We start from the raw sequence: 25043 nt of genomic DNA, 5'->3' as shown, positions 1-25043 counted from the left end.
GGTGAAGGGGCGACGGGCCGCCTTTGGTCAATGGGCCCGCGCCGTGCTCTGTCAGGACGGTTGGATAATGGCGCATTGATCCTCTCCCCGCGAGGCGCGCGCGATGCCGCCGCCAATGCCGTCCAGCTCGCCCGGCACGGCCGGATCGCCGATCTGCGGCCGATGCCCGCCGATCCGGTGGAGGGCGGCGGAGACAGGTGCGGGGTGCGCCGCTACCGGCCGCCGGAGGGCGTGGTCCCGGCCGGCCCGCCGGTGCTGTTCGTGCCGCCGCCCGCCGCGCCGGCCCGCTGCTACGACCTGCGCCGCGGGTGCAGCCTCGCCGAGCACGTCGTGCGCGCGGGCCGGCGCAGCTACCTGCTCGACCGCGACCCCGCCGATTCCGCGCGCTCCGCTGGCCGCGGCGGGCGGGACGGCGGCCTGCGCGAATGGGTCCGCGACCTGCTGCCCGGCGCGATCCGCGCGGTCAGCCGGGACGCGGGCGGGCAGCCCGTGCAGCTCGTCGGCTGGTCCCTCGGCGGGGTGGTGGCGCTGCTCGCCGCCGCCGACGACCCGGCCTTGCCGATCGCGTCGGTCGCCGCGATCGCCGCGCCTGTCGACGTCCGCCCGCCGCGGTCGCCCGTGCGGCTGCCCGTGCGGCTGCCCGCGCCCCGTCCCGGCGCGGTGCTGGAACGCCTCCGCCGGGCGACCGGAATCGATCGCGTCCTGCTCCGGCCCTATCGGACGCTGACCCATCTCGACAATGCCGATTTCCTCGCCCAGATCGAAGCCGTCGAACAATTCACCGGCACCGTCACCGGATTCACGGGGAACGCCGCGCGACGCATTCAGCGCGCCATTTTCCAGGACAACGCGCTCGCCGCGGGCGGCCTCGAGATCGACGGCCGGCGGGTCGAGCTGCGCCGGATCGGCGTGCCGGTTCTGGCCATCGCCGGGCGCGGCGACGCCGTCGCGCCGGTCCGGTCCGTCCTGCCGCTGATCCGGCTGCTGCCCGGCGCGCCGAAGGTGCGGTTCGAGGTCGCGTCGGGGGGCCACCTCGACGTGCTGACCGGACGGTCCGCGCGCGCGACCACATGGGCGTACCTGGACCGCTGGCTGGACGAGGGAACGGTCCGGCACGGGATCCGCCGGCAGCGCCGCGGGCCCGCCGTCACGGTGTGACCGCCCCCGCCCGCTGACCGCCCGGTCGCACCGGCGGCGGGTCTTGCGCAGGCCAAGGAAGCGTCCAAAGTCCTTTGCGGTGCCGCCATCAGCGCACCCCCCGGGTGTGTCGTCCCCGTGCTCGACCGCTCACGGACCGTAGTCTGCCGACCGTTGTTGTGAGCGAGGGTCACCAGCCGCGCGGTCGCCGGGTCGGGCCGCGCGGGACGCGTCGGGGGGCAGTGCATGGCCGCGGACAGGGGCACGGCGGCGGACGGGGACGAGACGAGGGCCGCCGTCCAGGACGGCCCGGACCGGCGGGCGCCGGGGGCCGGGCGGGGGACCGAGATCGTCGGCGTCACGCCGTTCGGCCGCCCCGCGCCGCACCTCGCGGTGGCCGTCGCGCGGGCCGGCGGGCTCGGCGTGCTCGACCTCGGCACCGACCGGGAGCCGGCGCTCGCCGCGCTCGCCGACGTGCGCCGCTGGTGGGCGGGCCCGTTCGGGGTGCGGGTCCCGGCGGGCTGCCGGGTCCGCCCGCAGGAGCTGCCGGACGCCGCCGGCACCGTCGTGTTCGACGCCCCGGCGCTGCTCGCCGACGACTCGCTGGACATCGCCGGGTTCGCGCGCGGCCGCCGGCTGCTGGTCGAGGTCGTGGACGCCGCCGAGGCCGCCGCGGTGCTGCCCGTCGCCGGCGGGTTCCCCGGCACGCGCGGGACCGCGCTCATCGCCCGCGGCTGCGAGGCGGGCGGCCGGGTCGGTGACCTCACCACGTTCGTGCTGCTGCAGCGGCTGCTCGCGGACGGCGCCGTGGACGTCCCGGTGCTCGCCGCCGGCGGCATCGGCCCGCGCACCGCCGCCGCGGCCGTCGCCGGGGGAGCGGCGGGCGTCGTGCTGGACGTGCAGCTCGCGCTCGTCCGCGAGATGGACCTGCCCGCCGACGTCGCCGCGGCGCTCACCGCGATGGACGGCTCGGAGACCCGCGTCGTGCACGGCCACCGCGTCTACGCCCGCCCCGGCCTGCCCGACATCGCCCTCGCCGGCCTCACCCCGGCCGAGGTCGGCGCGCGGATCGGCGCGACCGGGCTGCGGTCGCGGCTGCTGCCCGCCGGGCAGGACGCGCCGCTCGCCGCCGCGCTCGCCGCCCGGCACCGCACCGCCGGCGGCGTCGTCCAGGCGGTCCGGGACGGGATCGCCGAGCATCTGCGGGCCGCCGTGCGGGCCGCGCCGCTGGCGTCCCGGCAGACCCCGGACGGCCCCGAGTTCCCGGTCGTCCAGGGGCCGATGACGCAGGTCAGCGACCGTTCGACGTTCGCCGCGGCCGTCGCGCAGGAGGGCGGGCTGCCGTTCCTGGCGCTCGCGCTGATGGACGGCGACCGGGTGCGGGCGCTGCTGCGCGAGACCGCGGACCGGCTCGCGGGCCGCGCCTGGGGCGTCGGTGTGCTCGGGTTCGCGCCGCCGGAGGTCCGCGAGGCGCAGCTCGCCGCGGTCCGCGAGGCCGCGCCCCCGTACGCGATCGTGTCCGGCGGGCGGCCCGCGCAGGCGGCGGCGCTGGAGGACGCGGGCGTCAGCGCGTACCTGCACGTCCCGTCGCCGGACCTGCTGGAGCGGTTCCTCGCCGAGGGCGCCCGCAAGTTCGTCTTCGAGGGGCGGGAGTGCGGCGGGCACGTCGGGCCGCGCGCGAGCTTCCCGCTGTGGGAGGCGCAGATCGAGCGGCTCGAGGCGTTCGGCGGCGACCCCGCCGAGCTGTCGGTGATGTTCGCCGGCGGGATCCACGACGCGCGGTCCGCCGCGATGGTCGCCGCGCTCGCCGGCCCGCTGGCCGAACGCGGCGCCGGCGTCCGCGTCCTGATGGGCACCGCCTACCTGTTCACCGCCGAGGCCGTCGCGGCGGGCGCGATCCTGCCCGGCTTCCAGAAGGCCGCCCTCGAGTGCGACGGGACGGCGCTGCTGGAGACCTCGCCCGGCCACGCGACCCGCTGCGCCCGCACCCCCTACGTCGAGAGGTTCACCGAGGCGCGCCGCGAACTGGAGGACGCCGGGACGGCCCGGCAGGACATGTGGCGGCAGCTCGAACGCCTCAACCTCGGCCGGCTGCGCATCGCCAGCAAGGGCCTGCGCCGCTCCACCCCCGTCGGGCCGGACGAGCAGCACGCCGAGGGCCTCTACATGATCGGGGACGTCGCGGCGCTGCGCACCTCCACGACCACGCTCGCCGACCTGCACGGACAGGTCACCGACGGTGCCACCGCACTGCTCGCCGCGCGCGCCGCCGATCTTGGCATCGCCGGGGACCGGGCCGCCGCGTCCAGCGCCGCGTCCGGCGCCGCGTCCGGTGCCGCGTCCGGTGCCGCGTCCGGCGCCGTGTCCAGCGCCGCGTCCGGCGCCGTGTCCAGCGCCGCGTCCAGCGCCGCGTCCGGCGCCGCGTCCGGCGCCGCCCGTCCTGCCGACATCGCGATCGTCGGTGTCGGCTGCGTGTTCCCCGGCGCCCGCGACGCCGACGCCTACTGGGCGAACATCGTCGGCGGCGTCGACTCCGTCACCGAGGTGCCCGCCGGGCGGTGGGACCCGGCCGTCCACTACGACCCGTCCGACCCCGGCAAGACCCCGTCGAAATGGGGCGGGTTCCTGCCGGACGTCCCGTTCGACGCGCTCGCCTACGGCATCCCGCCGAGCGCGCTCGGCAGCATCGAGCCCGTCCAGCTCCTCGCCTTGGAGGTCGCGGCGCGCGCGCTGAAGGACGCCGGATACGCCGACCGCCCGTTCGACCGGTCCCGCACGTCGGTGTTCTTCGGCGCCGGAGGCGGCAACGAGCTCGCCACCGCCTACGGGCTGCGCGCCGCCCTGCCGTCCTACTACGGCGAGGTCCCGCCCGGCCTGGACGAGCAGCTCCCCGAGCCCACCGAGGACTCCTTCCCCGGCGTCCTCACCAACGTCATCGCCGGACGCATCGCCAACCGGCTCGACCTCGGCGGCGCCAACTGCACCGTCGACGCCGCCTGCGCCTCGTCCCTCGCCGCGCTCGACACCGCCTGCAAGGAACTCGCCGCCGGGAGCAGCGACATGGTCCTGTGCGGCGGCGCCGACGTCCACAACGGCATCCAGGACTACCTGATGTTCTCCGCCGTCCGCGCGCTGTCGCCGTCCGGCCGCTGCGCCCCGTTCGACGCCGCCGCCGACGGCATCGCGCTCGGCGAGGGCGTCGCCTGCGTCGTGCTCAAGCGCCTCGCCGACGCCGAACGCGACGGCGACCGCGTCTACGCCGTCGTCAAGTCCGTCGCCGGATCCAGCGACGGCCGCTCCCTCGGCCTCACCGCGCCCCGCGCCGAAGGGCAGCGGCTCGCCCTCGACCGCGCCTACGAGCGCGCCGGCGTCCGCCCGTCCGACGTCGGGCTCGTCGAGGCGCACGGCACCGGCACCGAGGTCGGCGACCGCACCGAGCTCGCCACCCTCACCGTCGCGTTCGCCGCCGCCGCGCCCGGCTCGGTCGCCCTCGGCTCGGTCAAGTCGCAGATCGGGCACACCAAGTGCGCCGCCGGGCTGGCCGGCCTGATCAAGACCGCGTACGCGCTGCACACCGGCGTCCTCCCCGGCACCCTGCACCTCACCAGCCCGAACGCCGGATGGAAGGCGGACGGGCCGTTCGCGTTCGGGACGTCCGCGCGGCCCTGGGCCGCCCGCCCCGGCGACCGGTACGCCGGCGTCAGCGGCTTCGGCTTCGGCGGCGCCAACTTCCACGCCGTCCTCGCCGGCTACGACGGCGGCCCCGAACCGGTGTCCGGCCTCGCCGAATGGCCCGCCGAGCTGTTCCTGATCCGCGGCGCCGACCGCACCGCCGCGCGCGCCGAGATCGCCCGGCTCCGGCGGCTGCTGGACGCGGGTTCCGTCCGGCTGCGCGACCTCGCGCGGACCTGCGCGTCCGCCGAAGGACGCGTCCAGGCCGCCGTCGTCGCCACGAGCCTCGACGACCTGCGCGGCAAGCTCGCCGCCGCCGCCGAGTTCCGTGCGGAACCCGGCGTCCGCGTCCGCGCCCCGGGCGATCCCGGGCAGGTCGCGTTCCTGTTCCCCGGCCAGGGCAGCCAGCGGCCCGGCATGCTCGCCGGCCTCTTCGTCGCCTTCCCCCGCCTGCAGCGCCTGCTGCGTCTCGCCGGCGGACGCTACGCGCCCGCGATGTTCCCGCCCGCCGCGTTCGGCCCCGACGACGCCCGCCGGCAGCGCGAGGCGCTCACCGACACCCGCGTCGCGCAGCCCGCCCTCGGCATCGCCGGCCTCGCCGTCCACCGCCTGCTCACCGCCGTCGGCGTGCATCCCGACCTCGCCGCCGGGCACAGCTACGGCGAGCTCGTCGCGCTGTGCGCCGCCGGCGTCTTCGACGACACCGACATGATCGAGCTCAGCGCCGCCCGCGCCGAGGCGATCCTCGCCGCCGCCGGCACCGACCCCGGCACCATGGCCGCGGTCGCCGCGCCGCTCGGGCGGGTCAAGGACGCCGTCGCCGGCCTCTCCGAAATCGTCGTCGCCAACCACAACGCGCCCGACCAGGTCGTCGTGTCCGGCACCACCGCCGGCGTCGCCCGCGCGCTCGCCGTCCTCGCCGAACGCGGCCTCGCCGCAGAGCGCATCCCGGTCGCCTGCGCCTTCCACAGCCCCCTCGTCGCCGCCGCCTCCGGCGCCCTCCGCACCGCCCTCACCGGCCGCGACCTGCGCTCGCCCGCGTTCCCCGTCTGGTCCAACACCACCGCCGCGCCCTACGACAGCGACCCCGCCGACCTCGCCGCGACCCTCGCCGGGCAGCTCGCCGCGCCCGTCCGGTTCGTCGAGCAGGTCGAGGCGATGTACGAGGCGGGCGCCCGCACCTTCGTCGAAGCCGGGCCGGGACGCGTCCTCACCGGCCTCACCCGCCGCATCCTCGGCGACCGGCCGCACACCGCCGTCGCCTGCGACGCCGCGGAGGGCGGCTCCGTCGGCGGCTCTGTCGAGCGCCTCCTGCACGCCCTCGCCGAACTCGCCGCCGCCGGTGTCCCCGTCGACCCGCTGCCGCTGTTCGCGGGCCGCGACGCCCGCGTCCTCGACCCCGCGTCCGATCCGGCCGCGCCCGGCTGGATCGTCAACGGCCACCTCGTCCGCACCGCCGACGGCGGCTACCCGCCCGGCGGCCTCCGCCCCGCCGAGCGCGTGCCCGCCGCCGGCGCGGGGCCCGACCGGCCCGCCGGCTCCGACGCCGCCGTCCTGGAGTACCTGCGCGCCGGCCGCGACCTGATCGCCGCGCAGCGCGAGGTCATCCTGCGCCATCTCGGCGCCGCGCCCGCCGCCCTGCCCGCCCCGGCGCCCGTCCCCGCGCCGCGTCCCGTCCTGCCCGGCGAGACCCTTCCCGCCCTGCCCGCCGCGCCGGAACCGCCCCGCGACGTCCGCGCCACCGTCCTGGCGGTCATCAGCGCCCGCACCGGCTACCCCGAGTCCATGCTGGACGGCGACCTCGACCTCGAGGCCGACCTGTCGATCGACTCCATCAAGCGCACCGTCATCATCGGCGAGGTCACCGAGCGCACCGGCCTCACCGCCCCGGACGCCGCCATCGAGCAGCTCACCCGCATCACCACGATCGGCGAGATCGTCGACTGGCTCAGTGCCCGCCTCCCGTCGGCCACCGGCCCGCAGCGCCCCGCCGTCCCGCCCCAGGCGACCCCGCTCCTCGCGCAAGGACCATCGGCCGAGACGGCCGGCACAGCAGAGCACCCGCCGACCGCGGCGACGACGACGGTCGAACAGCCCGCGACGTCGCCGGACACGACCGAGGACAAGGACGACGCAGGCGCGGACCCACCTGCGCAGACGCCGCCCGATGCGCGGCGTGAAGAGCCGCCGAGCGGGCCACCGCAGAGCGCGGCGAGCACCGCCGAAGAGACCACGCACGCGACGTCGTCCCGCGTGGCGGAAGGCGATGGCGACACACGTGCGGGCACCCCGGCGCAGACATCGGCCGGTGCCGCTGCCGCCGGGCGGCGGTCGGTGGGGGATGCGGCCGTGGAGATCGTGCGGCTCGCCGGGGACGGGGTCGCCGCGCTCGGCGGGGAGGACGCCCAGGCGGAGCCGTTCGCGCGCGGCGGGACGCCCGCGCCGCCCGTGCCGTCCGACCAGGCGGGCGGGGCGCGCAGGGTGCTGGCCGGACGGGTCCGGCCGTCGGGCGAGCGGGCCCGGCGGGTCGTCCGGCAGGTGGTGCGGACGGCGGAGCTGGAGGCGCTGCCGGTCCCGGACGACACCGGGACGGCGTTCGACGGCCGGACGATCGTGGTGGTGGACGACGGGTGCGGGGTCGCGCTGGAGCTCGCGGACCTGCTGGAACGGCACGGGGCCCGGGTGCGGACGCCGATGGACGTCGACGGGAAGTGCGACGGCCTGGTGCATCTGGCGGCGCTGCGGCCGGGCGCCACGGCGGTGCTGCCGGACGCCTACACCGGCATCCGCCGGGCGCTGGCGGGCGGGCTGCGGTGGCTGGTCGTGGCGAGCGGGGCCGGAGGGACGTTCGGGCGGGCGTTCGACGGCGGCGGGGTCGGCGACCCGGGGCCGGGCGCGGGGCTGCGCGGGCTGGCCCGGACGGTCGCGCAGGAGTATCCGGACACCCTGGTCAGGGCGGTGGACGTGGACACCAAGGACACGCCGCGCGCGATCGCGCTGCGGATCCTGGCCGAGCTGCTGGACGCCCGGGGCCCCGTGGTGGTCGGGCATGAGGGGGAGCTGCGGCACACGATCCGGCTGGTGCCGGCGGAGCTGCGGGGCGAGGCGCGGGTGCCGCTGGAGCGGGACGGCGTCGTCCTGCTGACCGGGGGCGCGCGGGGCGTCACCGCGCGGGCGGCGCTGGAGCTGGCGCGGACGACGGGCTGCCACATCGAGGTGATGGGGCGGACGCTGGAGCCGGTGGGCCCGGCGTCGTTCCCCGACGTCCCGGACGAGGCGGGCCTGCGGCGGGCGCTGGTCGCGCAGGGCGGACGGCGTCCGGCGGAGATCGAGGCGACGGTGCGGCGGATCCTCGCCGAGCGGGAGATCCGCGCGAATCTGGACGCGCTGAGGGAGCACGCGGCGTCGGTCCGCTACCACGCGGGGGACGTGCGGGAGCCGCGGGTGGTCCGGGACGCGGTGGAGCGGGTGTACGCGCGGCACGGCCGGCTGGACGGGGTGATACACGGCGCGGGGATCGTGGAGGACCGGCTCGTCCGGGACAAGGAGCCGCAGTCGTTCGAGCGGGTGTACCGGACCAAGGTGGACGGCGCGTCGGCGCTGGCGGCGGCGGTGCGCCCCGATGTGGGGTTCTTCGTCGTGTTCGGCAGCGTCGCGGGCGTCCACGGGAACCGGGGGCAGGCGGACTACGCGGCGGCGAACGAGGCGTGCGACACGCTCGCGCACGTGTGGCGGACGCGGCTGCGCGGCCGGGTGCTGGTGGCGGACTGGGGTCCGTGGGCGGGCGGCGGGATGGTGTCGCCGGAGCTGGCCCGCGAGTACGCGCGGCGCGGGATAGGGCTGATCGATCCGGACGCGGGGGTCGCGGCGCTGCTGCGGGAGATCGCGCACGGGGACGAGACGCAGGTCGTGTTCACCGGGACGGTCCGGTGACGGGGGAGCCGATCGCGATCGTGGGCGCCGGGGCGGTGTTCCCCGGCGCCGGTTCGGCGGCGGAGCTGTGGCGCAACGTCCTGGCGGGCATCGACGCGATCTCCGAGGTGCCGCCGGGCCGCTGGGATCCGGCGCTGTACTACGACCCGGACGCCTACGGGCGGGCGCCGGAGTGCGACCGGTTCTACTGCCGGCGCGGCGGGTTCGTGGACGAGCTGGCGACGTTCGATCCGGCCCGGTTCGGGATCATGCCGGCGTCGGTGCCGGGGATGGAGCCGGACCAGCTGATGGCGCTGCGGGCGGCGGCGGAGGCGGTCGAGGACGCGGGCGGCGACGAGCGGCTGCCGGACCGGACGCGGGTCGGCGTTGTGATCGGCCGGGGCGGCTACATCACCCCGGGGGCGGCGCGGTTCGACCAGCGGGTGCGGACGTCGCACCAGCTGGCGGGGGTGCTGGCGGAGCTGCTGCCGGAGCTCGGCGCGGACCGGCTGGAGGAGATCCGGCGGGCGTTCTGCGCGCGGGTCGGGCCGGACGGCCCGGACGCGTCGGTCGGGCTGGTGCCGAGTTTCGCGGCGGCGCGGATCGCGAACCGGTTCGATCTGCGGGGCCCGGCGTACACGGTGGACGCGGCGTGCGCGTCGTCGCTGCTGGCGGTGGAGCACGCGGTGCGGGCGCTGCGCGGCGGCGAGGCGGACGCGATGCTGGCGGGGGCGGTGCATCACGCGCACCACGTGACGGTGTGGAGCGTGTTCAGCCAGCTGCGGGCGCTGAGCCCGAGCGAGACGATCCGGCCGTTCGACCGGGCGGCGGACGGGACGCTGCTGGCGGAGGGCACCGGGGTGGTGCTGCTGAAGCGGCTGCGCGACGCGGTGCGGGCGGGCGACCGGATCCACGCGGTGATCGTCGGGACCGGGTCGTCCAGCGACGGCCGCGCGGCCGGGATCATGAGCCCGCTGGTGGACGGGCAGGTCCTGGCGGTGGAGCGGGCGTGGCGGGACGCGGGCCTGGATCCGCGGGCGCCGGGCGCGCTGGGCCTGGTGGAGGCGCACGGGACGGCGACGCCGGCGGGGGACGAGGCGGAGCTGGCGACGATGCGCCGGGTGTTCGGCACCGGCGGCGCGCCGGTCGGGCTCGGCACGGTGAAGTCGATGATCGGGCACGCGATGCCGGCGGCGGGGATGGCGGGGCTGATCAAGGCGGCGTGCGCGCTGCGCGACGGGGTGCTGCCGCCGACGCTGCACGTGGACGATCCGCATCCGGCGCTGGACGGGGGGCGGCTGCGGGTCGTCCGGGAGGCGGCGGAGTGGACGCGGCCGGCGGAGGGCCCGCGCCGGGCGGTGGTGAACGCGTTCGGGTTCGGGGGCGCGAACGCGCACGTGATCCTGGAGGAGCCTCCGGCGGGCCGGGCGCGCAGGCGCCGGAGATTGGAGGCGCCGCCCGCGGAGGAGGGCGTGCTGAGGCTGGCGGCGCGCACCGCCGAGGAGCTGGCGGCGCTGCTGGCGGTGCCCGACGAGGAGCTGCTCGCGCGCGCGGGGGAGACCCCGCCGGACCTGCCGGTCCGCGTGGCGGTCGTGGGGCCGACCGCGCGCAGGCTGGACCTGGCGCGGGCGGTCGTCCAGCGGGGGACGCCGTGGCGGGGGCGCAGCGACGTGTGGTTCGCCCCGCGGCCCCTGCTCGCCGAGGGCGGGCGGCTGGCGTTCCTGTTCCCCGGGTTCGAGCCGGCGTTCGAGCCGCGCGTGGACGACGTCGCCGAGCACTTCGGGATGCCGAAGCCGGAGCCGACGGGGCGCACCGACCTGCTCGGCCACGCGGCGGACGTCATCGCGGTGGGCCGGCTGCTCGCCGCGGCGCTCGCCGAGCTGGGCGTCGAACCGGACGTCGCGGCCGGCCACAGCCTCGGCGAGTGGACCGCGATGATCGTCGCGGGGATGTACGACACGGCCGCCGTGGACGCGTTCGTGCGGGCGCTCGGCCGCGACGGGCTGGACGCCCCCGACGTGCTGTACGGGGCGCTCGGCTGCGGCGCGGACCGGGCGCAGGAGGCGATCGCCGGGCGGTCCGGCCTGTACGTCAGCCACGACAACTGTCCGCACCAGTCGGTGATCTGCGGACCGCCGGGCGACGTCCGGGACGTGCTGGAGCGGCTGGCGGCCGAGGGCGTCCTCGGCCGGGAGCTGCCCTTCCGCAGCGGGTTCCACACGCCGCTGGCGGCGGCGTACGAGAAGCAGGTGCAGGCGTCGTTCGAGGCGCTGGAGGTCCGCGCGCCGCGCTTCCCGGTGTGGTCGGGGACGACGGCCGCGCCGTTCCCGTCCGGCGAGGACGCGGTGCGGGAGCTGGTCGCGCGGCACCTGCTGGAGCCGGTGCGGTTCAGCGAGCTGGTCGAGGAGCTGTACGGGACGGCGCATGTGCGGGCGTTCGTGCAGGTCGGGCCGGGGAGCCTGACGGGGTTCGTCGGCGACCGGCTCGGCGCCCGCGAGCACCTGGCGATGGCGGTGAACGTCCCGAAGCGCGACGGGATGGCGCAGCTGCGGCGGGTCGTCGCGGCGCTGTGGGCGGAGGGGTACGGGGCGTCCCCGGCGCCGCCCGCGTCGGCGGGCATGCGGCTCGACCTGAGCACCCCGCTGGTCAGGCTGGACGGGGCCGTGCCGCCGATCCGGACGGGCGGCGCGCCGGTGCCGTCGCTGCCCGCGGACGATCCGGTGCTCGCCGAGCTGGAGGCGCTGCTGAACGACGCGGCGACCGGCGCGCAGACCGTCCTGGAGGCGCTCGGCGGCGGCGGGGCGGCGCCCGCGACCGGGCAAGCGGCGGGCGGACCGGCGGACGAACTGGTGATCACCCGGGTGTTCTCGCTGGAGGCGATGCCCTACCTCGCGGACCACTGCGTGTTCCCGCAGCCCCCCGGCTGGCCCGACATGTCGGACCGGTTCCCGATCGTGCCGCTGGCCACGCTGCTGGAGGTGATGGCCGCGACCGCGCGGGAGTTGCTGCCGGACGCGGTCGTCGTCGGGTTCGAGGCCGTCCGCGCCGTCCGGTGGGTCGTGGCGGCCCCGCCGACCAGCGCCGACATCCGCGCCCACATCGTCGACGGGACCGGTGCCGAGGGCCCGCGCCGGGTCAAGGTCGTCATCCCGGGCCACACCGACGGGACGGTCCTGCTCGCCGACCGCCACCTCCCCCCGTCCCCACCCGACCGCACCCCGCTGACCGGCGAGGGCCCGCCCGTCGTCACGGCCGAGCGGCTCTACGAGGAGCGGTGGATGTTCCACGGCCCGCTGTTCCGCGGCGTCACCGAGATCGTCGCGGTCGCGGAGGACGGCGTGCGCGGCGTCCTGACGTCCCTGCCCACGCCCGGTGCGCTCATCGACAGCGCCGGGCAGCTGTGCGGCCACTGGATCCAGGTGTACGGGGAGAAGGACCAGACCGTCTTCCCCGTCGGGATCGAACGAGTCGCCCTGTACGGCCCGCCGCCGTCGGCGGGCGAACGCCTCGAGACCACCGTCTGGGCAGACTCCCTCACGGACACCACGCTGCGCTGCTCCGTCGAGATGGTCCGCGAAGACGGGAACCTGTGGGCGCGCATAGACGGATGGACCACCCACCGCTTCTACACCGATGAGGCCGTGTGGCGGATGAAGTTCACTCCCGAAGTGTCCGGCATGGGGGAACCGCAGGACGGCGGCTGGTGCCTCGCCCGCAAGCGCTGGGACGGCGCCGCCTCCCGCGACCTCCTGATGCGCCAGTACCTGTGCGCCGCCGAACGCGCCGACTACGAGCGGCTCCCCGGCTCCGCGCAGGGCCCGTGGCTGCTCGGCCGCATCGCCGCGAAGGACGCCGTCCGGGACTGGCTGTGGCGCAACGGCCACGGCCCCCTGTTCCCCGCCGAGCTGACCGTCCGCGACGGCACCGGGCCCCACCACGCCGTCACCGGACCCTTCGACCAGGACCTGGCCGTGTCCATCGCCTCCGACGCCGACCTCGGCGTCGCGCTGGCACGGCCCGCCGGCGAGCCCGCGGGCGTCGGCCTCGCGTCCGGCGGCGCGGACGCCCGCGTCCGCGCCGCCGCGCAGGCCGTCCTGCAGGCCCTTCCCGCCGGCCACCCCGAACCCGCCTTCACCGTGTCCGACGCCGAGCACCTGCTGGTCACCGGCGGCGGCGCGGTCACCGAGGTCGGGACGCGCGAGCTGGACGGACACGTCGTGGCCTGGACGGTCACGGCGGGCGGAACCGACACGGAGGAGACCCGAACATGAGCGACGACGCCCTGACGCAGGTCGTCCGGATGCTGGCCGAGGTCGTCGGGGAGGACTTCCTCCTCGACGTGGAGATCGGCCGCGACACCTCGTTCAACGAGGACCTCGGGCTGGAGAGCATCGAGTTCGTCGCCCTCGCCGACAAGCTGCGCGACCACTACGGCGACGGCGTCGACCTCGCCGCGTTCATCGCCGGCATGGACATCGACGAGATCATGGGCCTGACGGTCGGCGACCTGGTGGACCACATCGCCGCCACGGAGGCCGCCCATGCCTGACGTCACCGTCCGCGGCGTCCGCTTCCACGTCCAGACCATCGGCCCGCCCGCGCCCGGCGCGCCCGTCGCCGTGTTCCTGCACGGGCTCCTCCTCGACAACCTGTCGAGCTTCTACTACACGATCGCCGGGCCCGTCGCCGACGCCGGCGCGCACGCCGTCCTGTACGACCTGCGCGGGCACGGCCGCTCCGAACTGACCCCGGACGGCTACGGCGCCGACGACGCCGTCGCCGACCTGTTCGGGATCCTCGACGCGCTCGGCCACGACCGCGTCCACCTCGTCGCCAACAGCTTCGGCGGCGTCATCGCACTGAAGGCCGCGCTCGCCCGGCCCGACCGGATCGCCGGGCTCGTGCTCATCGAGGCGTACGGGCCCGCCGAGCACGACGGATGGGCCGAGGGCCTGCTCAACACCCTCACCGCGGGGGCGCTCGGCCTGGAGTACGACCGGCTCGCCGACCAGCTGCTCGCCGCCGGATGGCGCAAGACCGGCCGGCAGATCGCCGCCGCCGACGCCCTCGTCAACCGGACCACCCTGCTCGACGACCTGGCCCGCACCGGACCCGTCCGCCCCGCCGACCTCGCCGCCGTCCGCTGCCCCGTCCTCGCCGTGTACGGGCAGCACTCCGACGTCGCTGCCGCGGGGCGGCTGCTGCTGCGCACCGTCCCCGGCTGCACCCTGCACGTCATGGCCGGCCACGCCCACGCCGTGCTGCGCGAAGGGACCGCCGAACTCCTGGAGGTCATGTTGCCCTGGCTGGCCGACCACGCGGGCACCCGCGTCCCCGCCGCCGCCGCCGGAGGTGCCCGGTGAAGGGTCGCCGCGTCCAGGTCCCGTCCCTGCTCGGCGCGCCCGGCATCCCCCGCGCCGAGACGCCGAAGCGCCGGTTCCTGTTCGCCGTCCCGCCGCTCGCCGGGCACATCAACCCGACCGTCGCGGTCGGCGCCGAACTCGTCCGCCGCGGCCACACCGTCGCCTGGACCGGCCACCGCGCCACCCTCGAACCGCTGCTGCGCGCCGGCGCCCGGATCTTCTCCGCCGAGGACGACGCGTTCGCCGCGCGGCTCGCCGCCGCCCGCGCGGAGTGGCTGCGCCTGCGTGGCCCCGCCGCCCTGCGGTTCCTGTGGGAGGAGTTCATCGTCCCGCTCGGCCACGCGATGATGCCCGGCGTCGAGACCGCCCTCGACCGGTTCCGCCCGGACGTGGTGGTCAGCGACCAGATCGTGCTCGCCGCGCCCGTCGCCGCCCGGCACCGCGAGATCCCGTGGGCCACCTCCGCGACCACCTCCGCCGAGTTCACCCGGCCGCTCGCCGGGATGCCGCTCGTCGAGCGCTGGGTCCGCGACCAGATCGGCGGCTTCCAGCTCGACCACGGCATCGACGACCTGCTCGACCTGCGGTTCTCCGACCACCTCGTGCTGATCTTCTCCACCGGCGCGCTCGTCGGCGACACCTCGTTCTTCCCCGGCCACTTCGCGTTCGTCGGCCCCGCCCTCGACCGCCCGGCCGGCGCCGCGTTCCCGTGGGAGTGGCTGGACGGGCGGCCCGCCGTCCTGCTGTCCCTCGGCACCCTCAACGGGCCCGCCGGCGAACGGTTCTACCGGGTCGCCGCCGACGCCGTCCGCGACCTGGACGTCCAGGCCGTCTTCGTCGCCCCGCCCGGCACCCTCGACGACCCGCCGCCCAACGTCCTCGTCCGCGAGTACGTCCCGCAGCTGCGGCTGCTGCAGCGGATGTCCGCCGTCATCTGCCACGGCGGCCACAACACCGTCTGCGAGAGCCTCGCGCAGGGCCTGCCGCTGGTCGTCGCCCCCATCCGGGACGACCAGCCGGTCATCGCCCGGCAGGTCGAGGCCGCCGGCGCCGGCGTCCAGGTCCGGTTCGGCCGGGTCCGCGCCGCCGAACTGCGCGACGCGCTGACCACCGTCCTCACCGGCACCGCCCACCGCGCCGCCGCCGAGGCCGTCCGGGACTCCTTCGCCGCCGCCGGCGGCGCCGCCGAGGCCGCCGACCGCCTGGAGAAGCTGGCGTGATCGCGGTACCCGCGCTGGTGGCGGCGGGCCTCGTCGCGGACGCGATGCGGCTCCGCCGCCGCCTGGCGCGGTTCCACCGGCTCCCGCAGCCCCGCCGCGCCGCCCCGCTCAGCTGGGAGGGCCTGCGCGAGTCCGCCGGCTATGACGTGATCGGCGCCGACGGCGCCGTCATCTCCGCCAACGTCCGGCACGCCGCCATCGCCCACGCCCGCGACACCGGCCTGGACGTCCTCGGGCTCATCCCCGCCGACCTCCCCGTCACCCGCGCCCTCGACATGCTCCGCCACACCCGCGACGCGGGGTTCGCGGCCGTCGTCCACACCGAACTCCTGGACGACGCCTACACGGGCGACTACACGAGCACCATGGCGCGCCTCCGCCACCACGACGCCGACACCGACCACGTCGTCGTCCCCTGCCACCTCACCCCACGCTCCCCCGCCTACAAGGGACGCGCCGCCTGGCTGCACGGCCTCGGCGTCCCCCTCGCGCAGGCCGTCGTGCCCTCGATCCTCGCCATGGCGCTCGTCCTGGCCGCCCTCGCGGCCGACCCGCAATGGGGCCCCGTCGCCCTCATCGCCTACTGCGCCGTCCCCTACCTCGTCTTCGCCGGCACCCCGCTGTCACCCCGCGACCTGCACCGGACGGCGCTGCTGCGGCCAGCCCTCACCCCGTACACGTGGTGGCGGACCCTCGTCGAGGACCTCCCGCCCTGGCCGCGCCCCCTGCCGCGCCGCCCGCGGAAGGACGAGCCTTGATCGGCCCCACCACGTCCCCGGAGATCCGCATGACCGCGTACGTCTTCGAACGCGTCCACGGCTCCCCGCCCACCGCGATCCACCGCGCCCTCATCGGCCTGCCGCTCCTGGACGGCCTCACCATCGCCGTCCCCTGGGGCGCCATCGTCGCCGCGGGCCCGTCCTCGGGCCACTCGCTCTACTCGGTGAACCACCACACCGACGGCGCCGCGTCCCTCACCGGGCCCGTCCCGCACTGGGCCCGGGAGCCCGCAGCCGTGCTGAACTCCCACGCCGACCCCGCCCCCGGCACCCACCTGGTGATCAACCGCGAGCTCCCCGCCGAGACCGGCCTCCTCACCGGAGCCGAGACCGCCGCCGCCACCTTCCTCGCACTCCGGGCCCTGCACGGCCCGCCCGCCGGACCGCACCCCCTCACCGGCCACCCCGCCTACCGGACGGCCCTGCACGCCCGCGCCGCCCACGCCGTCCTGACCACACCGCGCACCCTCGAACACATCCCCTTCGACCTCGCCGCCGCGGACCTGCGCGTCCTGATCGTCGACCTCGGCGCCCGGCACTCGTCCGCCCTGCCCACCCCGCCGGGCGCCGCGGCCCGCGCCGCCGCCGCCCTGCGCGCGTCCGGCCCGTCCGCCCTCGGCCCGCTCCTCACCGACGCCCACACCTTCGGCGACCCGCTTCCCGACCGAGCCCTCCGCACCGCCTTGAGCGCCGGCGCCCTCGGCGGCCGCAAGATCGGCGCCTGCGTCGTCGCGCTGGCCCCCACCACGGCCGTCCCGGTCATCCGCCGGGCCCTCACCACCCGCCTGACCCCCGACCTCCCGCGCCCGCCCCGCCTCCTGACAGCCCTCCCGACCGCCGCCGCGGGCCTTTGACCTGCGGCCCCGTCACCCGTACCGCGGATCGTCCAGCTCAGGCCGATGCCGCAACCCCGCCTCCCGCGCCTTCTCCGCCGCCTTCCGCGCCGCCTCCTCCTCGGCGGCCGAGTAGACCCCGGCGACCTGGTACATCGTCTCCCGAGTCTCGATCAACGAATTCTGCGACGCCTGCAACCTCCGCAGCGCCTCCTGCTGGAGCTCCTTGTAACGCCTCTCCGCCGCCCTTCCGTACTTGCTCAGAGCGCCGCTCGCCAGCCAGGCGTCATTGACGTCGACGGAGGCGTCGATCCAGAGGTTCACCGCCTCGTTGATCTTGTCCCCGGCCTCGATGAGGTACTTCTTCCCCTGGAGGCTGTAGCCGCCCATCGGTCCTCCTTGCTGATCACGCGGAAAGGTTTGTCAGCACTTCGGCGGCCAGTTCGGTGGCCGTCTGCTCCCTCTTGTGCTCGCCCAGAGCCGGAGAATGTGCCGCGCCATAGTGGACCGTAATAGTCGTGTATCCCTTGCGTATCGCGAGGTGCAGCCCCAGATCGTCGTACTGCCAGCATGCCTCGTCGGCGGATGTCCTGAGCGGTGTGCAGGTCTTCTCCCGCTGAGCGGCCTTGTAGGCGATCTTCGCGTCGCCGTACAGCTCAGCGCTCTTCACCTGCTTCGCCTGCGTGAAGGCAGCGACCTGAAGCAGCCCGCTTGGCTGCTCGCCGTTGGGTGAGGGATCGCTGGACTCCCAGCGGCACTCCGCATCCTCCTTGCCGTTCTTCTCTCGGACCATCGTGGATGGCCCGACGAGCCGGCCGAGCGTCTTGCCGCCGACCACGCGGCACGGGTCGGGGAGCCTGGCTCCGGTGTCGAACATGGGGGGTGTGTAATGATCCGGGCCCTTTTCCCCCGAGCAGCCTGTGACCAAGAGCAGCGACAAGGCGAGGGCTGAGGGCAGCGCGGCACGCGAAGACCTGCCGAGCTCGGCGCGGCGCGCGCCGTCCCGCTCATCCATACGTCCACCTCCCCTTGTCCGCGACGATGGCCGGGGCCTTTGCGGGAGGATCCAGCTGCAGAATCTTTCCATTGAGGGATTCCATCGCGCTGGCGCCTCTCTGGGTGATGCCGTAGATCGCCTGCTTCTTGACGTAGATGCCGTCGATCCACATTTTCAGGAGGCTGTGCAACGCCCCCCATGCGGAATCCCGTGCGTCGCCCTCCATCGTCTTCAGGTCAAGGTGGTAATCGATGGCCTTGGTTAGGGTCTCCTGATAGGATCTCATGCCGTCGTTGTACTGATCGACGATTTGATTGTGCAGGTCGATCAACGTGTCACCGATCGCGGTTAAGGTGTCAGAGATGTTGGTCGCGGCGTCGAGCACGATTTTTTCCATGTATTTGTCGAAAGCCTCGTACGCCGGCCCCTTCCAGTAGCCGCCGAGCTCGATACTCGTGATCTTGAGCGGATCGAAGGAAGAGTGATAGGCCGCCGACGCCTCATACCATTTCCTGGCCGCCGCTCGCACCGCATTGGGATTCGGCTTCATCTTCTGGAGGGTCCGGTACGCCTTCGCCACTTCGGTGGCGAGCATGACCGAAGCGGCGATGTCGATCAGCATGGTCGCCGCGGTCGGGCCGCCTTGGGGCTCCTCGGCGTCGTTTCCCGTGCCGCTCGCGCCCGGGCGGGAGTCGCCTGTCGAGCCGCCGCCGCGACGGCCGGGCCTGGGGCGTGGTCTGGGTGCGGTCATGGAGGCCGGCCTCTTTCCGTCAGACGCGGTTGCGGCGGGCGATGCGGGCCGCTTCCTTCTTGTATTGGGCGCTCGCTTCGGCGCGGGCGGCTGCAAGCGCCTCGAGAATGCGGCGGCCCAGCAGACTCCTATCCGAGGTGACCAGCTCGCTGTGCAGGAGTGACACATGCAGGAGGCGGCCGTCGCCGTCCACTTCGATAGTGCCGAGACCCGGCCGGATCTTATGAGTGATCCGTACATAGCGCTGCTGGTCGCTCAGTTCGGACAGCTGTTCGACGTGGTCGCTCACGGCCCGCTCGGTCTCCAGCATTCGCCGTTCCGCTTCGGCGAGCCGGGCCAGGTTCTGATCGGCGCGGGCCCGCGCTCTGGCATCGGGAGGCGGCATCAGGACCGCTCTCCCGAAGGCGGACCCGGTTCCTGGGCGCCGAAGGCTCGGGCGTACAAGCGGCTCTCCAGGGCGGCAGAGCGGTCTTCGGCCTCGTTGACGGCCTCCACGATGCCCGCCTCGATGAGGCGGAGCCGCGCCGCGTCCAGGCGGGTCGTGTCGATGCTCAAGTCAAGGAGCCGGCCGTTGCCGTCGATCTCTGCCGTGACCAGGCCGTTGGCTTTCACGGCCGTCAACCGTGCCCGAGACAGCTCGGCGTGCAGTTCCTGCAGTTCAGGGGGTGCGGGCATTGACTCGTCTCGTAGTTGGGGGAACGAGATGTTGTCAGCAGAGTGTAGTGGTAAGTCAGGATGGCGCAAAGGCGCTCACCGACGCCATTCTGTTTATGCGTTATGCCCATTTGGTGACGGGGCGGGTGTGAAGCGCTGCGTGGCCGCGCCGCTTCGGCGTGGCCGGGTTCGCGGTGGCAGGGTGCGATCGCGTGCCGGGCGCGGGTGGGTCAGAGTTTGGGGGTGAAGGGGCGGCGGTGGGCCGGGTCGTCGGGTTCGGCCTGGGCGCGCAGGGCGGTCTCGACCAGCTCGATGGCCTGGAGGAGCGAGACGAGGCGGGCGCCCTCGCGGCGGTAGGCCTCGAGGACGGCCTCGACGCCGTGCGGCGGGACGAGGGTCGCGAGGTCGACGCGGGCGGAGCGGAAGCCCTCGCGGGCGGCCTCGACGGACGCGTTGACGTGGTGGCGCGCCATCCGGGCGAGCGCGATCGGGTACCGGCGCAGGACGCCGTAGCGCCGGTACTCCGGCGGGACGAGCTCCAGCAGCCAGCTCAGAGCCGTGTCCTCGAAGCGGTCGGTGCCCGGTGGGTGCACCTGCGAGGGCCAGCCGGGCGGAACGTAGGTGCTCACGCGTCCACGATAACCCGAGATTCGAACCTATGTTCGACCCGAACCGGACATTCAGTCGGTCGCGGGCGGCGGGGTGACCGGGCCGTTGCGGCGGATCCGGATCTTGCCGGAGTCCAGGTCGTCGCGGGCCGAGCCGTCCCCGGCCTGCTCGTGGTCGTCCTGGCGCAGCACCTTCTGCCGCTGCTGCTCCTCCTGCTTGACCTTCTTGGAGCCCTCGAACGCCGAGGCGAGGTCCTCGAACATGCCGCCGCCGAAGCCGGCGCCGGTCTCGCCGTCGCCGCGGATGGCGCCCATCAGCGTCGACCGGCCGGTGCCCTCGGTGGGCCAGTCGACGGGCTCGTGCCCGGCCTGTTCGGGGCGGTTGCCCATCGGGCGCCCCTTGACGCGCTTGCGGCGGCGAAACGGTGACTTCACGCATACTCCAACGCCATACGGCTCCAGATTGATCCCGGCGGCGTTCAGCCTTCGAACGTCCACCGGGTGGGAGAACCGGTGAAATCTCCCTGACGCAGCCCGAACGCCTTCTGTGGCCGCACCGCGACGGTCGCGTTCACCTCCGGGTCCAGGAAGTCGACACGATAGCGGGTCGCGTACTTGGAGTTGACCAGGTCGATGAAGCGCTGCAGCTCCCGCGGCTCGGTGAGGACCTCCGCGCGGCCCTCCAGGACGACCGGGTCCTCGGCCTCCTCGGTGGCCACGACGACCTGCGGGTTCGCCCGCAGGTTGACCATCTTGCGGGACGGGACGCTGCTGCTGAACAGCAGCGCCTCACCGGACCAGGCGCCCCACACCGGCATCGCGTGCGGGCGGCCGTCCGGCCGGACGGTGCACAGCCAGAAGTTGCGGGCGGCGCGGAGCCGCTCCACGGCCCACGACCAGGGGAGCAGGCCGCTTCCCTCGGCGGGTCCGCGGATCCCGTAACCGGGCATGTGCGGACGGTCTGCGGCGGGCTCCGGCGCCGGAGCGAACCCGGGGCGGGGCTCCGATGCCAGGGCGAATCCGGACGCGGGCTCCGGTGCCGAGGCGAACCCGGAAGCCGACATGGCGCTCTCCCTTCTGCGGACGTTCCCCGGCCCATCGTTTCAGACCGCGGAGCCTCCCGGTGACGCTCGGTGGCTCGTTGGGAGCGGCTCGGCGCGGTAGCCTGCGGGACGTGCGCCTATCCCATGTCATCGCGGCTCTCGACGAGCTCTACCCGCCGTCGTGGGCGGAGTCCTGGGACGCGGTCGGCCTGGTCTGCGGCGACCCCGACCAGGAGGTCGGGCGGGTGCTGCTGGCGGTCGACCCGGTCGCCGCGGTGGTCGACGAGGCGCTGGAGTGGGGCGCCGACCTGGTGGTGTGCCACCATCCGCTGCTGCTGCGCGGGGTGCACTCGGTGGCCGCGACGACCCCGAAGGGCCGGCTGATCCACCGGATGATCGCGAACGGGGTCGCGCTGCACACCGCGCACACCAACGCCGACGTCGCCGGTCCGGGGGTCTCGGACGCGCTCGCGCGGGCCGTCGGGCTCACCGGCGAGCTGCGTCCGATCGTCCCCGCCGCCGACGACCCGCGCCGCGGTCTCGGCCGGATCGGGGAGCTGGACGGACCGGTCACGCTGCGGGAGTTCGCCCGGCGGGCCGCGGTGGGGCTGCCGTCCACCACCTGGGGGCTGCGGGCCGCGGGCGACCCGGACCGTGCCGTCCGGACCGTCGCGGTCTGCGGCGGCGCAGGCGACTCCCTCCTCGACACCGTCCGCGCGGCGGGCGTCGACGTGTACCTCACCGCCGACCTGCGGCACCATCCCGCGTCGGAGTTCGCCGAGCACGGCGGCCCGGCGCTGGTGGACGCCGCGCACTGGGCGACGGAGTGGCCCTGGCTGGCCGACGCGGCGCGCCGCCTGACCGCCGCCGTACCCGAAGCGGGCAAGTTGGAGACACGGGTGTCCACGATCGTCACCGACGCGTGGAGCCTTCACGCAGAAGGAGAACAGTGAAAGCCGCACCGCAAGCCCAGCTTCGCCTGATCGACCTGCAGGACCTGGACAGCTCGCTGGACCGCCTCTCGCACCGCCGCCGGACGCTGCCGGAACTGGCCGAGATCGAGCGGCTGGAGGGCCGGCTCGCCGAGCTGCGCGACGCGATCGTGGCGGCCGAGACCGACGCCGGCGACCTGGCGCGGGAGCAGAAGAAGGCCGAGCAGGACGTCGACCAGGTCCGCAGCCGCGCCGAGCGGGACCAGAAGCGCCTGGACTCCGGGCAGGTCACCTCCGCCAGGGACCTCAGCGGCCTGCAGGCGGAGATCGAGTCGCTGCACCGCCGCCAGTCCGACCTCGAGGAGGTCGTGCTGGAGATCATGGAGCGGATCGAGGAGGCCGACGGCCGCGTCGCCGCGCTGCGCGCCGACCAGGCCGCGGCGCAGGAGGAGCTCGCCGCGGTCGTCGCGCGCCGCGACGCCGCGCTGAAGGAGATCGACGAGGAGAACGGCACGACCGGCGCCGCCCGCACCGCGGTCGCCAAGGACGTCCCGGACGACCTGCTCGGCCTCTACGAGAAGCTGCGCGGCCAGTTCGGCGGGGTCGGCGCGGCGAAGCTGTTCCGCGGCGCCTGCCAGGGCTGCCACCTGGCGCTCAACACCGTCGACCTGAACCGGATCCGGGCCGCGGCCGAGGACGAGGTGATCCGCTGCGAGGAGTGCCGGCGCATCCTCGTCCGCACCCCCGAGTCGGGCCTGTGAAGCTGATCGTCGAGGCGGACGGCGGGTCCCGGGGCAACCCGGGCCCGGCGGGGTACGGGGCCCTCGTCCGCGACGCGCTGACCGGCGAGGTGCTGGCGGAGGTCGCCGAGTCGATCGGGATGGCCACCAACAACGTCGCCGAGTACCGGGGCCTGATCGCCGGGCTGACGGCCGCCGCCGGGATCGACCCGTCCGCGCGGGTCGAGGTGCGGATGGACTCCAAGCTCGTCGTGGAGCAGATGTCCGGCCGCTGGAAGATCAAGCACCCGGACATGATCCCGCTCGCCCTGCGGGCCCGGGAGGTCGCCGAGGGCCTCGGCTCGGTGTCGTACGGGTGGATCCCGCGCAACCGCAACGCGCACGCCGACCGGCTCGCCAACGAGGCGATGGACGCCGCCGCCCGCGGCGAGCAGTGGTCGCGCACGACCGAGGAGCCCCCGCGCGAGGAGGCGCCGGGCCCGCCGCCCGTCTCCTCGACCCCCACGCGGACGGTCCTCCTCCGCCACGGCGAGACCCCCCTCTCCGCCGAGAAGCGCTTCGCCGGGACGAACGACGTCCCGCTGACCACGACCGGCCTCGCCCAGGCCCGCGCCGCCGCCCTCGCCCTCAAGGACCGGGGTCTCGAGGCGATCGTCGCCTCGCCGCTGGCGCGCTGCCGCGACACCGCCGCCGAGGTCGCCGCCGTCACGGGCCTGGACGTCCGCGTCGAGGACGGCTTCCGCGAGACCGCCTTCGGCGACTGGGAGGGCCTCACCTTCGCCGAGGCCGGCAAGGGCTGGCCCGCCGAGATGAAGGCGTGGCTCGCCGACCCGGAGGCCGCGCCGCCCGGCGGGGAGAGCTTCGCGCAGGTGTCCCGCCGCGTCCGCACCGCCCTGGACAAGCTGAAAGTCCGCGAGCGGCAGCGGACGGTCCTGGTCGTCTCGCACGTCACGCCGATCAAGCTGCTGGTCAAGGACGCCCTCGGGGCCCCGATGAAGGCGCTGTACCGGATGCACTTGGACGTCGCGTCCCTCACCACGATCGACTGGTACGCCGACGGCCCGGCGAGCCTGCGCTCCTTCAACGACGCCCATCACCTGGAACACTGACCGACCCGCTAGAGTTCTGTGTACGGCGGACGAGCCGGCCGGACGGCCGCGTCGGGGACCCGATCCCCGTCGAGGAAAGTCCGGGCTCCACAGGGCAGGGTGGTCGGTAACGCCGACCCGGGGTGACCCGCGGGACAGTGCCACAGAAAGCAGACCGCCACCGGTTCGCCGGTGGTAAGGGTGAAACGGTGAGGTAAGAGCTCACCAGCGCCCACGGTGACGTGGGCGGCTCGGTAAACCCCACCCGGAGCAAGGTCAAGAAGGGGCCCCGCAAGAGGCCCCGCGCAGGTGCCTGAGGGCGGCCCGCCCGAGCCTGCGGGTAGACCGCTGGAGGCCGCCGGCAACGGCGGTCCGAGATGGATGGCCGTCACCCGCCCCCCGGGGCGGGCACAGAACCCGGCTTACAGGCCGACTCGTCCGCCCTCCTTTTCGGTGACCGGCGCGGGGGTTTGGAAGGCGCGGCGGTAGGCGCCTGGGGTGGTGGCCAGGGCGTTGAGGAAGCGGCGGCGGAGGTTGGTGGCGGAGGAGAGGCCGACGCGGCGGGCGATCGCGTCGAGGGGGAGGGCGGTGGATTCCAGAAGGTCCTGCGCCGCGCGAGTGCGCGCGGCGGAGGGCTCCGACGACGGCGGGCGAGGGCGGCTCCGAGGTGGGCAGCCAGCCGGGGACGATCACGGTCTCCGCTTCGTCGAGGGCGCGCAGGTCGTCGGTGACGAGCATGTCGTAGCCGGCGAGGGTGGCGACGGGGCCGGGGCGCTCGGTGCAGACGGAGAAGGCGTACACGGTCGGCAGCCCCGCACGCTCGATCCCGAAGACCTGTGCCGCGCAGCCGAGCTCGAAGGTCGACTGCGGCGGACGGACGAGGGCGACCACACGGTGCATGGCGCGAAAGTACCGCATGACGTCTATCCAGACACTCGGCGGGATCGTGGTGTGCGGCCAGGGTGGTGCCATGACGACAGAACCGGGTTATGTGTGGTCTACCGTCCAGGACGCTCCGGTGCGCGAGGTGTTCCCCGGGATACGGCTGCGGCCGCTGTGGCGCGGGGACGGGGGCGCGAAGGCGTTCGTGCTGGAGATGGACGCGAACACGGGCTGGGAGGGCGTGGACGTCCACGAGCCCGGGCCCGAGGAGGTCTTCGTGGTGTCGGGCGTCTTCAACGATGGTGAGCGCGACTATCCGGCGGGGTCGTTCATCCACGCCCCGGCGGGTTCGTCGCACGTCCCGCAGACGACCACGGGCTGCACCCTGTTCCTCTTCTATCCGGAGGGTTAGGCGCGTTCTAGGCTCCCGAG

The 25043-nt window shown here is 75.1% G+C and carries 20 protein-coding genes and 1 other RNA gene; 13 read left to right on the top strand and 8 right to left on the bottom strand.

Going from position 1 to position 25043, the window contains the following annotated elements:
• Positions 1-75: 75 nt before the first annotated feature.
• The 8 genes from F8568_RS06670 to F8568_RS06635 all read left to right on the top strand — a co-directional run bounded on the left by F8568_RS06670 (position 76) and on the right by F8568_RS06635 (position 16937).
• The gene (locus tag F8568_RS06670) at positions 76-1158 is read left to right on the top strand and encodes an alpha/beta fold hydrolase (protein ID WP_151592494.1); all 1083 of its coding nucleotides are present in this window, start codon (positions 76-78) and stop codon (positions 1156-1158) included.
• A 225-nt stretch (positions 1159-1383) separates the two neighbouring features.
• Entirely contained in the window at positions 1384-8742 is a 7359-nt protein-coding gene (locus tag F8568_RS06665) for a type I polyketide synthase (RefSeq protein WP_151592492.1), read from the top strand.
• Positions 8739-12992 (top strand): beta-ketoacyl synthase N-terminal-like domain-containing protein, encoded by a 4254-nt coding sequence (locus F8568_RS50225; RefSeq protein ID WP_151592490.1) that lies wholly within the window; start codon positions 8739-8741, stop codon positions 12990-12992. The genes F8568_RS06665 and F8568_RS50225 overlap by 4 nt, the downstream gene beginning before the upstream one ends.
• Positions 12989-13270 (top strand): acyl carrier protein, encoded by a 282-nt coding sequence (locus tag F8568_RS06655; RefSeq protein WP_151592488.1) that lies wholly within the window; start codon positions 12989-12991, stop codon positions 13268-13270. Before F8568_RS50225 ends, F8568_RS06655 begins: the two co-directional genes overlap by 4 nt.
• A complete protein-coding gene (locus F8568_RS47865; RefSeq protein ID WP_151592486.1) occupies positions 13263-14084 on the top strand; it encodes an alpha/beta fold hydrolase in 822 nt (273 codons plus the stop codon). Before F8568_RS06655 ends, F8568_RS47865 begins: the two co-directional genes overlap by 8 nt.
• Positions 14081-15304 (top strand): glycosyltransferase, encoded by a 1224-nt coding sequence (locus F8568_RS06645; protein ID WP_151592484.1) that lies wholly within the window; start codon positions 14081-14083, stop codon positions 15302-15304. The genes F8568_RS47865 and F8568_RS06645 overlap by 4 nt, the downstream gene beginning before the upstream one ends.
• Positions 15301-16062, top strand: a complete 762-nt coding sequence (locus F8568_RS06640; RefSeq protein ID WP_151592482.1) for a hypothetical protein — start codon at positions 15301-15303, stop codon at positions 16060-16062. Before F8568_RS06645 ends, F8568_RS06640 begins: the two co-directional genes overlap by 4 nt.
• Positions 16059-16937 (top strand): galactokinase, encoded by an 879-nt coding sequence (locus F8568_RS06635; RefSeq protein ID WP_151592480.1) that lies wholly within the window; start codon positions 16059-16061, stop codon positions 16935-16937. The genes F8568_RS06640 and F8568_RS06635 overlap by 4 nt, the downstream gene beginning before the upstream one ends.
• Positions 16938-16949: 12 nt before the next feature.
• Here F8568_RS06635 and F8568_RS06630 read toward each other — a convergent pair whose 3' ends face one another.
• The 8 genes from F8568_RS06630 to F8568_RS06595 all read right to left on the bottom strand — a co-directional run bounded on the left by F8568_RS06630 (position 16950) and on the right by F8568_RS06595 (position 20990).
• On the bottom strand, positions 16950-17306 hold the full coding sequence (locus F8568_RS06630; RefSeq protein ID WP_151592478.1) for a hypothetical protein: 357 nt from the start codon (positions 17304-17306) through the stop codon (positions 16950-16952).
• A gap of 16 nt (positions 17307-17322) precedes the next feature.
• Positions 17323-17931, bottom strand: coding sequence for a hypothetical protein (locus F8568_RS06625; protein ID WP_151592476.1), 609 nt, complete (start codon positions 17929-17931; stop codon positions 17323-17325).
• The gene (locus tag F8568_RS06620) at positions 17924-18664 is read right to left on the bottom strand and encodes a WXG100 family type VII secretion target (RefSeq protein WP_160573534.1); all 741 of its coding nucleotides are present in this window, start codon (positions 18662-18664) and stop codon (positions 17924-17926) included. Before F8568_RS06620 ends, F8568_RS06625 begins: the two co-directional genes overlap by 8 nt.
• Before the next feature lie 19 nt (positions 18665-18683).
• A complete protein-coding gene (locus F8568_RS06615) occupies positions 18684-19049 on the bottom strand; it encodes a YbaB/EbfC family nucleoid-associated protein (RefSeq protein ID WP_160573533.1) in 366 nt (121 codons plus the stop codon).
• Positions 19049-19339 (bottom strand): YbaB/EbfC family nucleoid-associated protein, encoded by a 291-nt coding sequence (locus tag F8568_RS06610; RefSeq protein ID WP_151592472.1) that lies wholly within the window; start codon positions 19337-19339, stop codon positions 19049-19051. The genes F8568_RS06615 and F8568_RS06610 overlap by 1 nt, the downstream gene beginning before the upstream one ends.
• A gap of 209 nt (positions 19340-19548) precedes the next feature.
• Complete coding sequence (locus F8568_RS06605; protein WP_151592470.1) at positions 19549-19947, bottom strand: hypothetical protein; 399 nt, start codon at positions 19945-19947, stop codon at positions 19549-19551.
• A gap of 51 nt (positions 19948-19998) precedes the next feature.
• The gene (locus tag F8568_RS06600; RefSeq protein WP_151592468.1) at positions 19999-20361 is read right to left on the bottom strand and encodes a DUF6191 domain-containing protein; all 363 of its coding nucleotides are present in this window, start codon (positions 20359-20361) and stop codon (positions 19999-20001) included.
• Between the two features lie 44 nt (positions 20362-20405).
• The gene (locus F8568_RS06595; RefSeq protein ID WP_151592466.1) at positions 20406-20990 is read right to left on the bottom strand and encodes a pyridoxamine 5'-phosphate oxidase family protein; all 585 of its coding nucleotides are present in this window, start codon (positions 20988-20990) and stop codon (positions 20406-20408) included.
• 110 nt (positions 20991-21100) lie between these two features.
• On the opposite strand from F8568_RS06595, the gene F8568_RS06590 reads away from it, so the two are divergent.
• The 5 genes from F8568_RS06590 (at position 21101) to F8568_RS06570 (ending at position 25023) form a co-directional block, all read left to right on the top strand.
• Positions 21101-21922 (top strand): Nif3-like dinuclear metal center hexameric protein, encoded by an 822-nt coding sequence (locus tag F8568_RS06590; RefSeq protein WP_151592464.1) that lies wholly within the window; start codon positions 21101-21103, stop codon positions 21920-21922.
• Complete coding sequence (locus F8568_RS46610) at positions 21919-22662, top strand: zinc ribbon domain-containing protein (RefSeq protein ID WP_202124645.1); 744 nt, start codon at positions 21919-21921, stop codon at positions 22660-22662. The genes F8568_RS06590 and F8568_RS46610 overlap by 4 nt, the downstream gene beginning before the upstream one ends.
• Positions 22659-23750, top strand: a complete 1092-nt coding sequence (locus tag F8568_RS06585) for a bifunctional RNase H/acid phosphatase (RefSeq protein WP_328600753.1) — start codon at positions 22659-22661, stop codon at positions 23748-23750. Before F8568_RS46610 ends, F8568_RS06585 begins: the two co-directional genes overlap by 4 nt.
• Positions 23751-23780: 30 nt before the next feature.
• Positions 23781-24170: RNase P RNA component class A (rnpB, locus tag F8568_RS06580), an RNA gene on the top strand.
• A gap of 529 nt (positions 24171-24699) precedes the next feature.
• Entirely contained in the window at positions 24700-25023 is a 324-nt protein-coding gene (locus F8568_RS06570) for a cupin domain-containing protein (RefSeq protein ID WP_151592460.1), read from the top strand.
• Positions 25024-25043: the final 20 nt, after the last annotated feature.

Origin of the sequence: Actinomadura physcomitrii (genome assembly GCF_008923205.2) — a bacterium.
GTDB lineage: Bacteria > Actinomycetota > Actinomycetes > Streptosporangiales > Streptosporangiaceae > Spirillospora > Spirillospora physcomitrii.
This window is presented reverse-complemented; position numbering and strand designations above follow the sequence as displayed.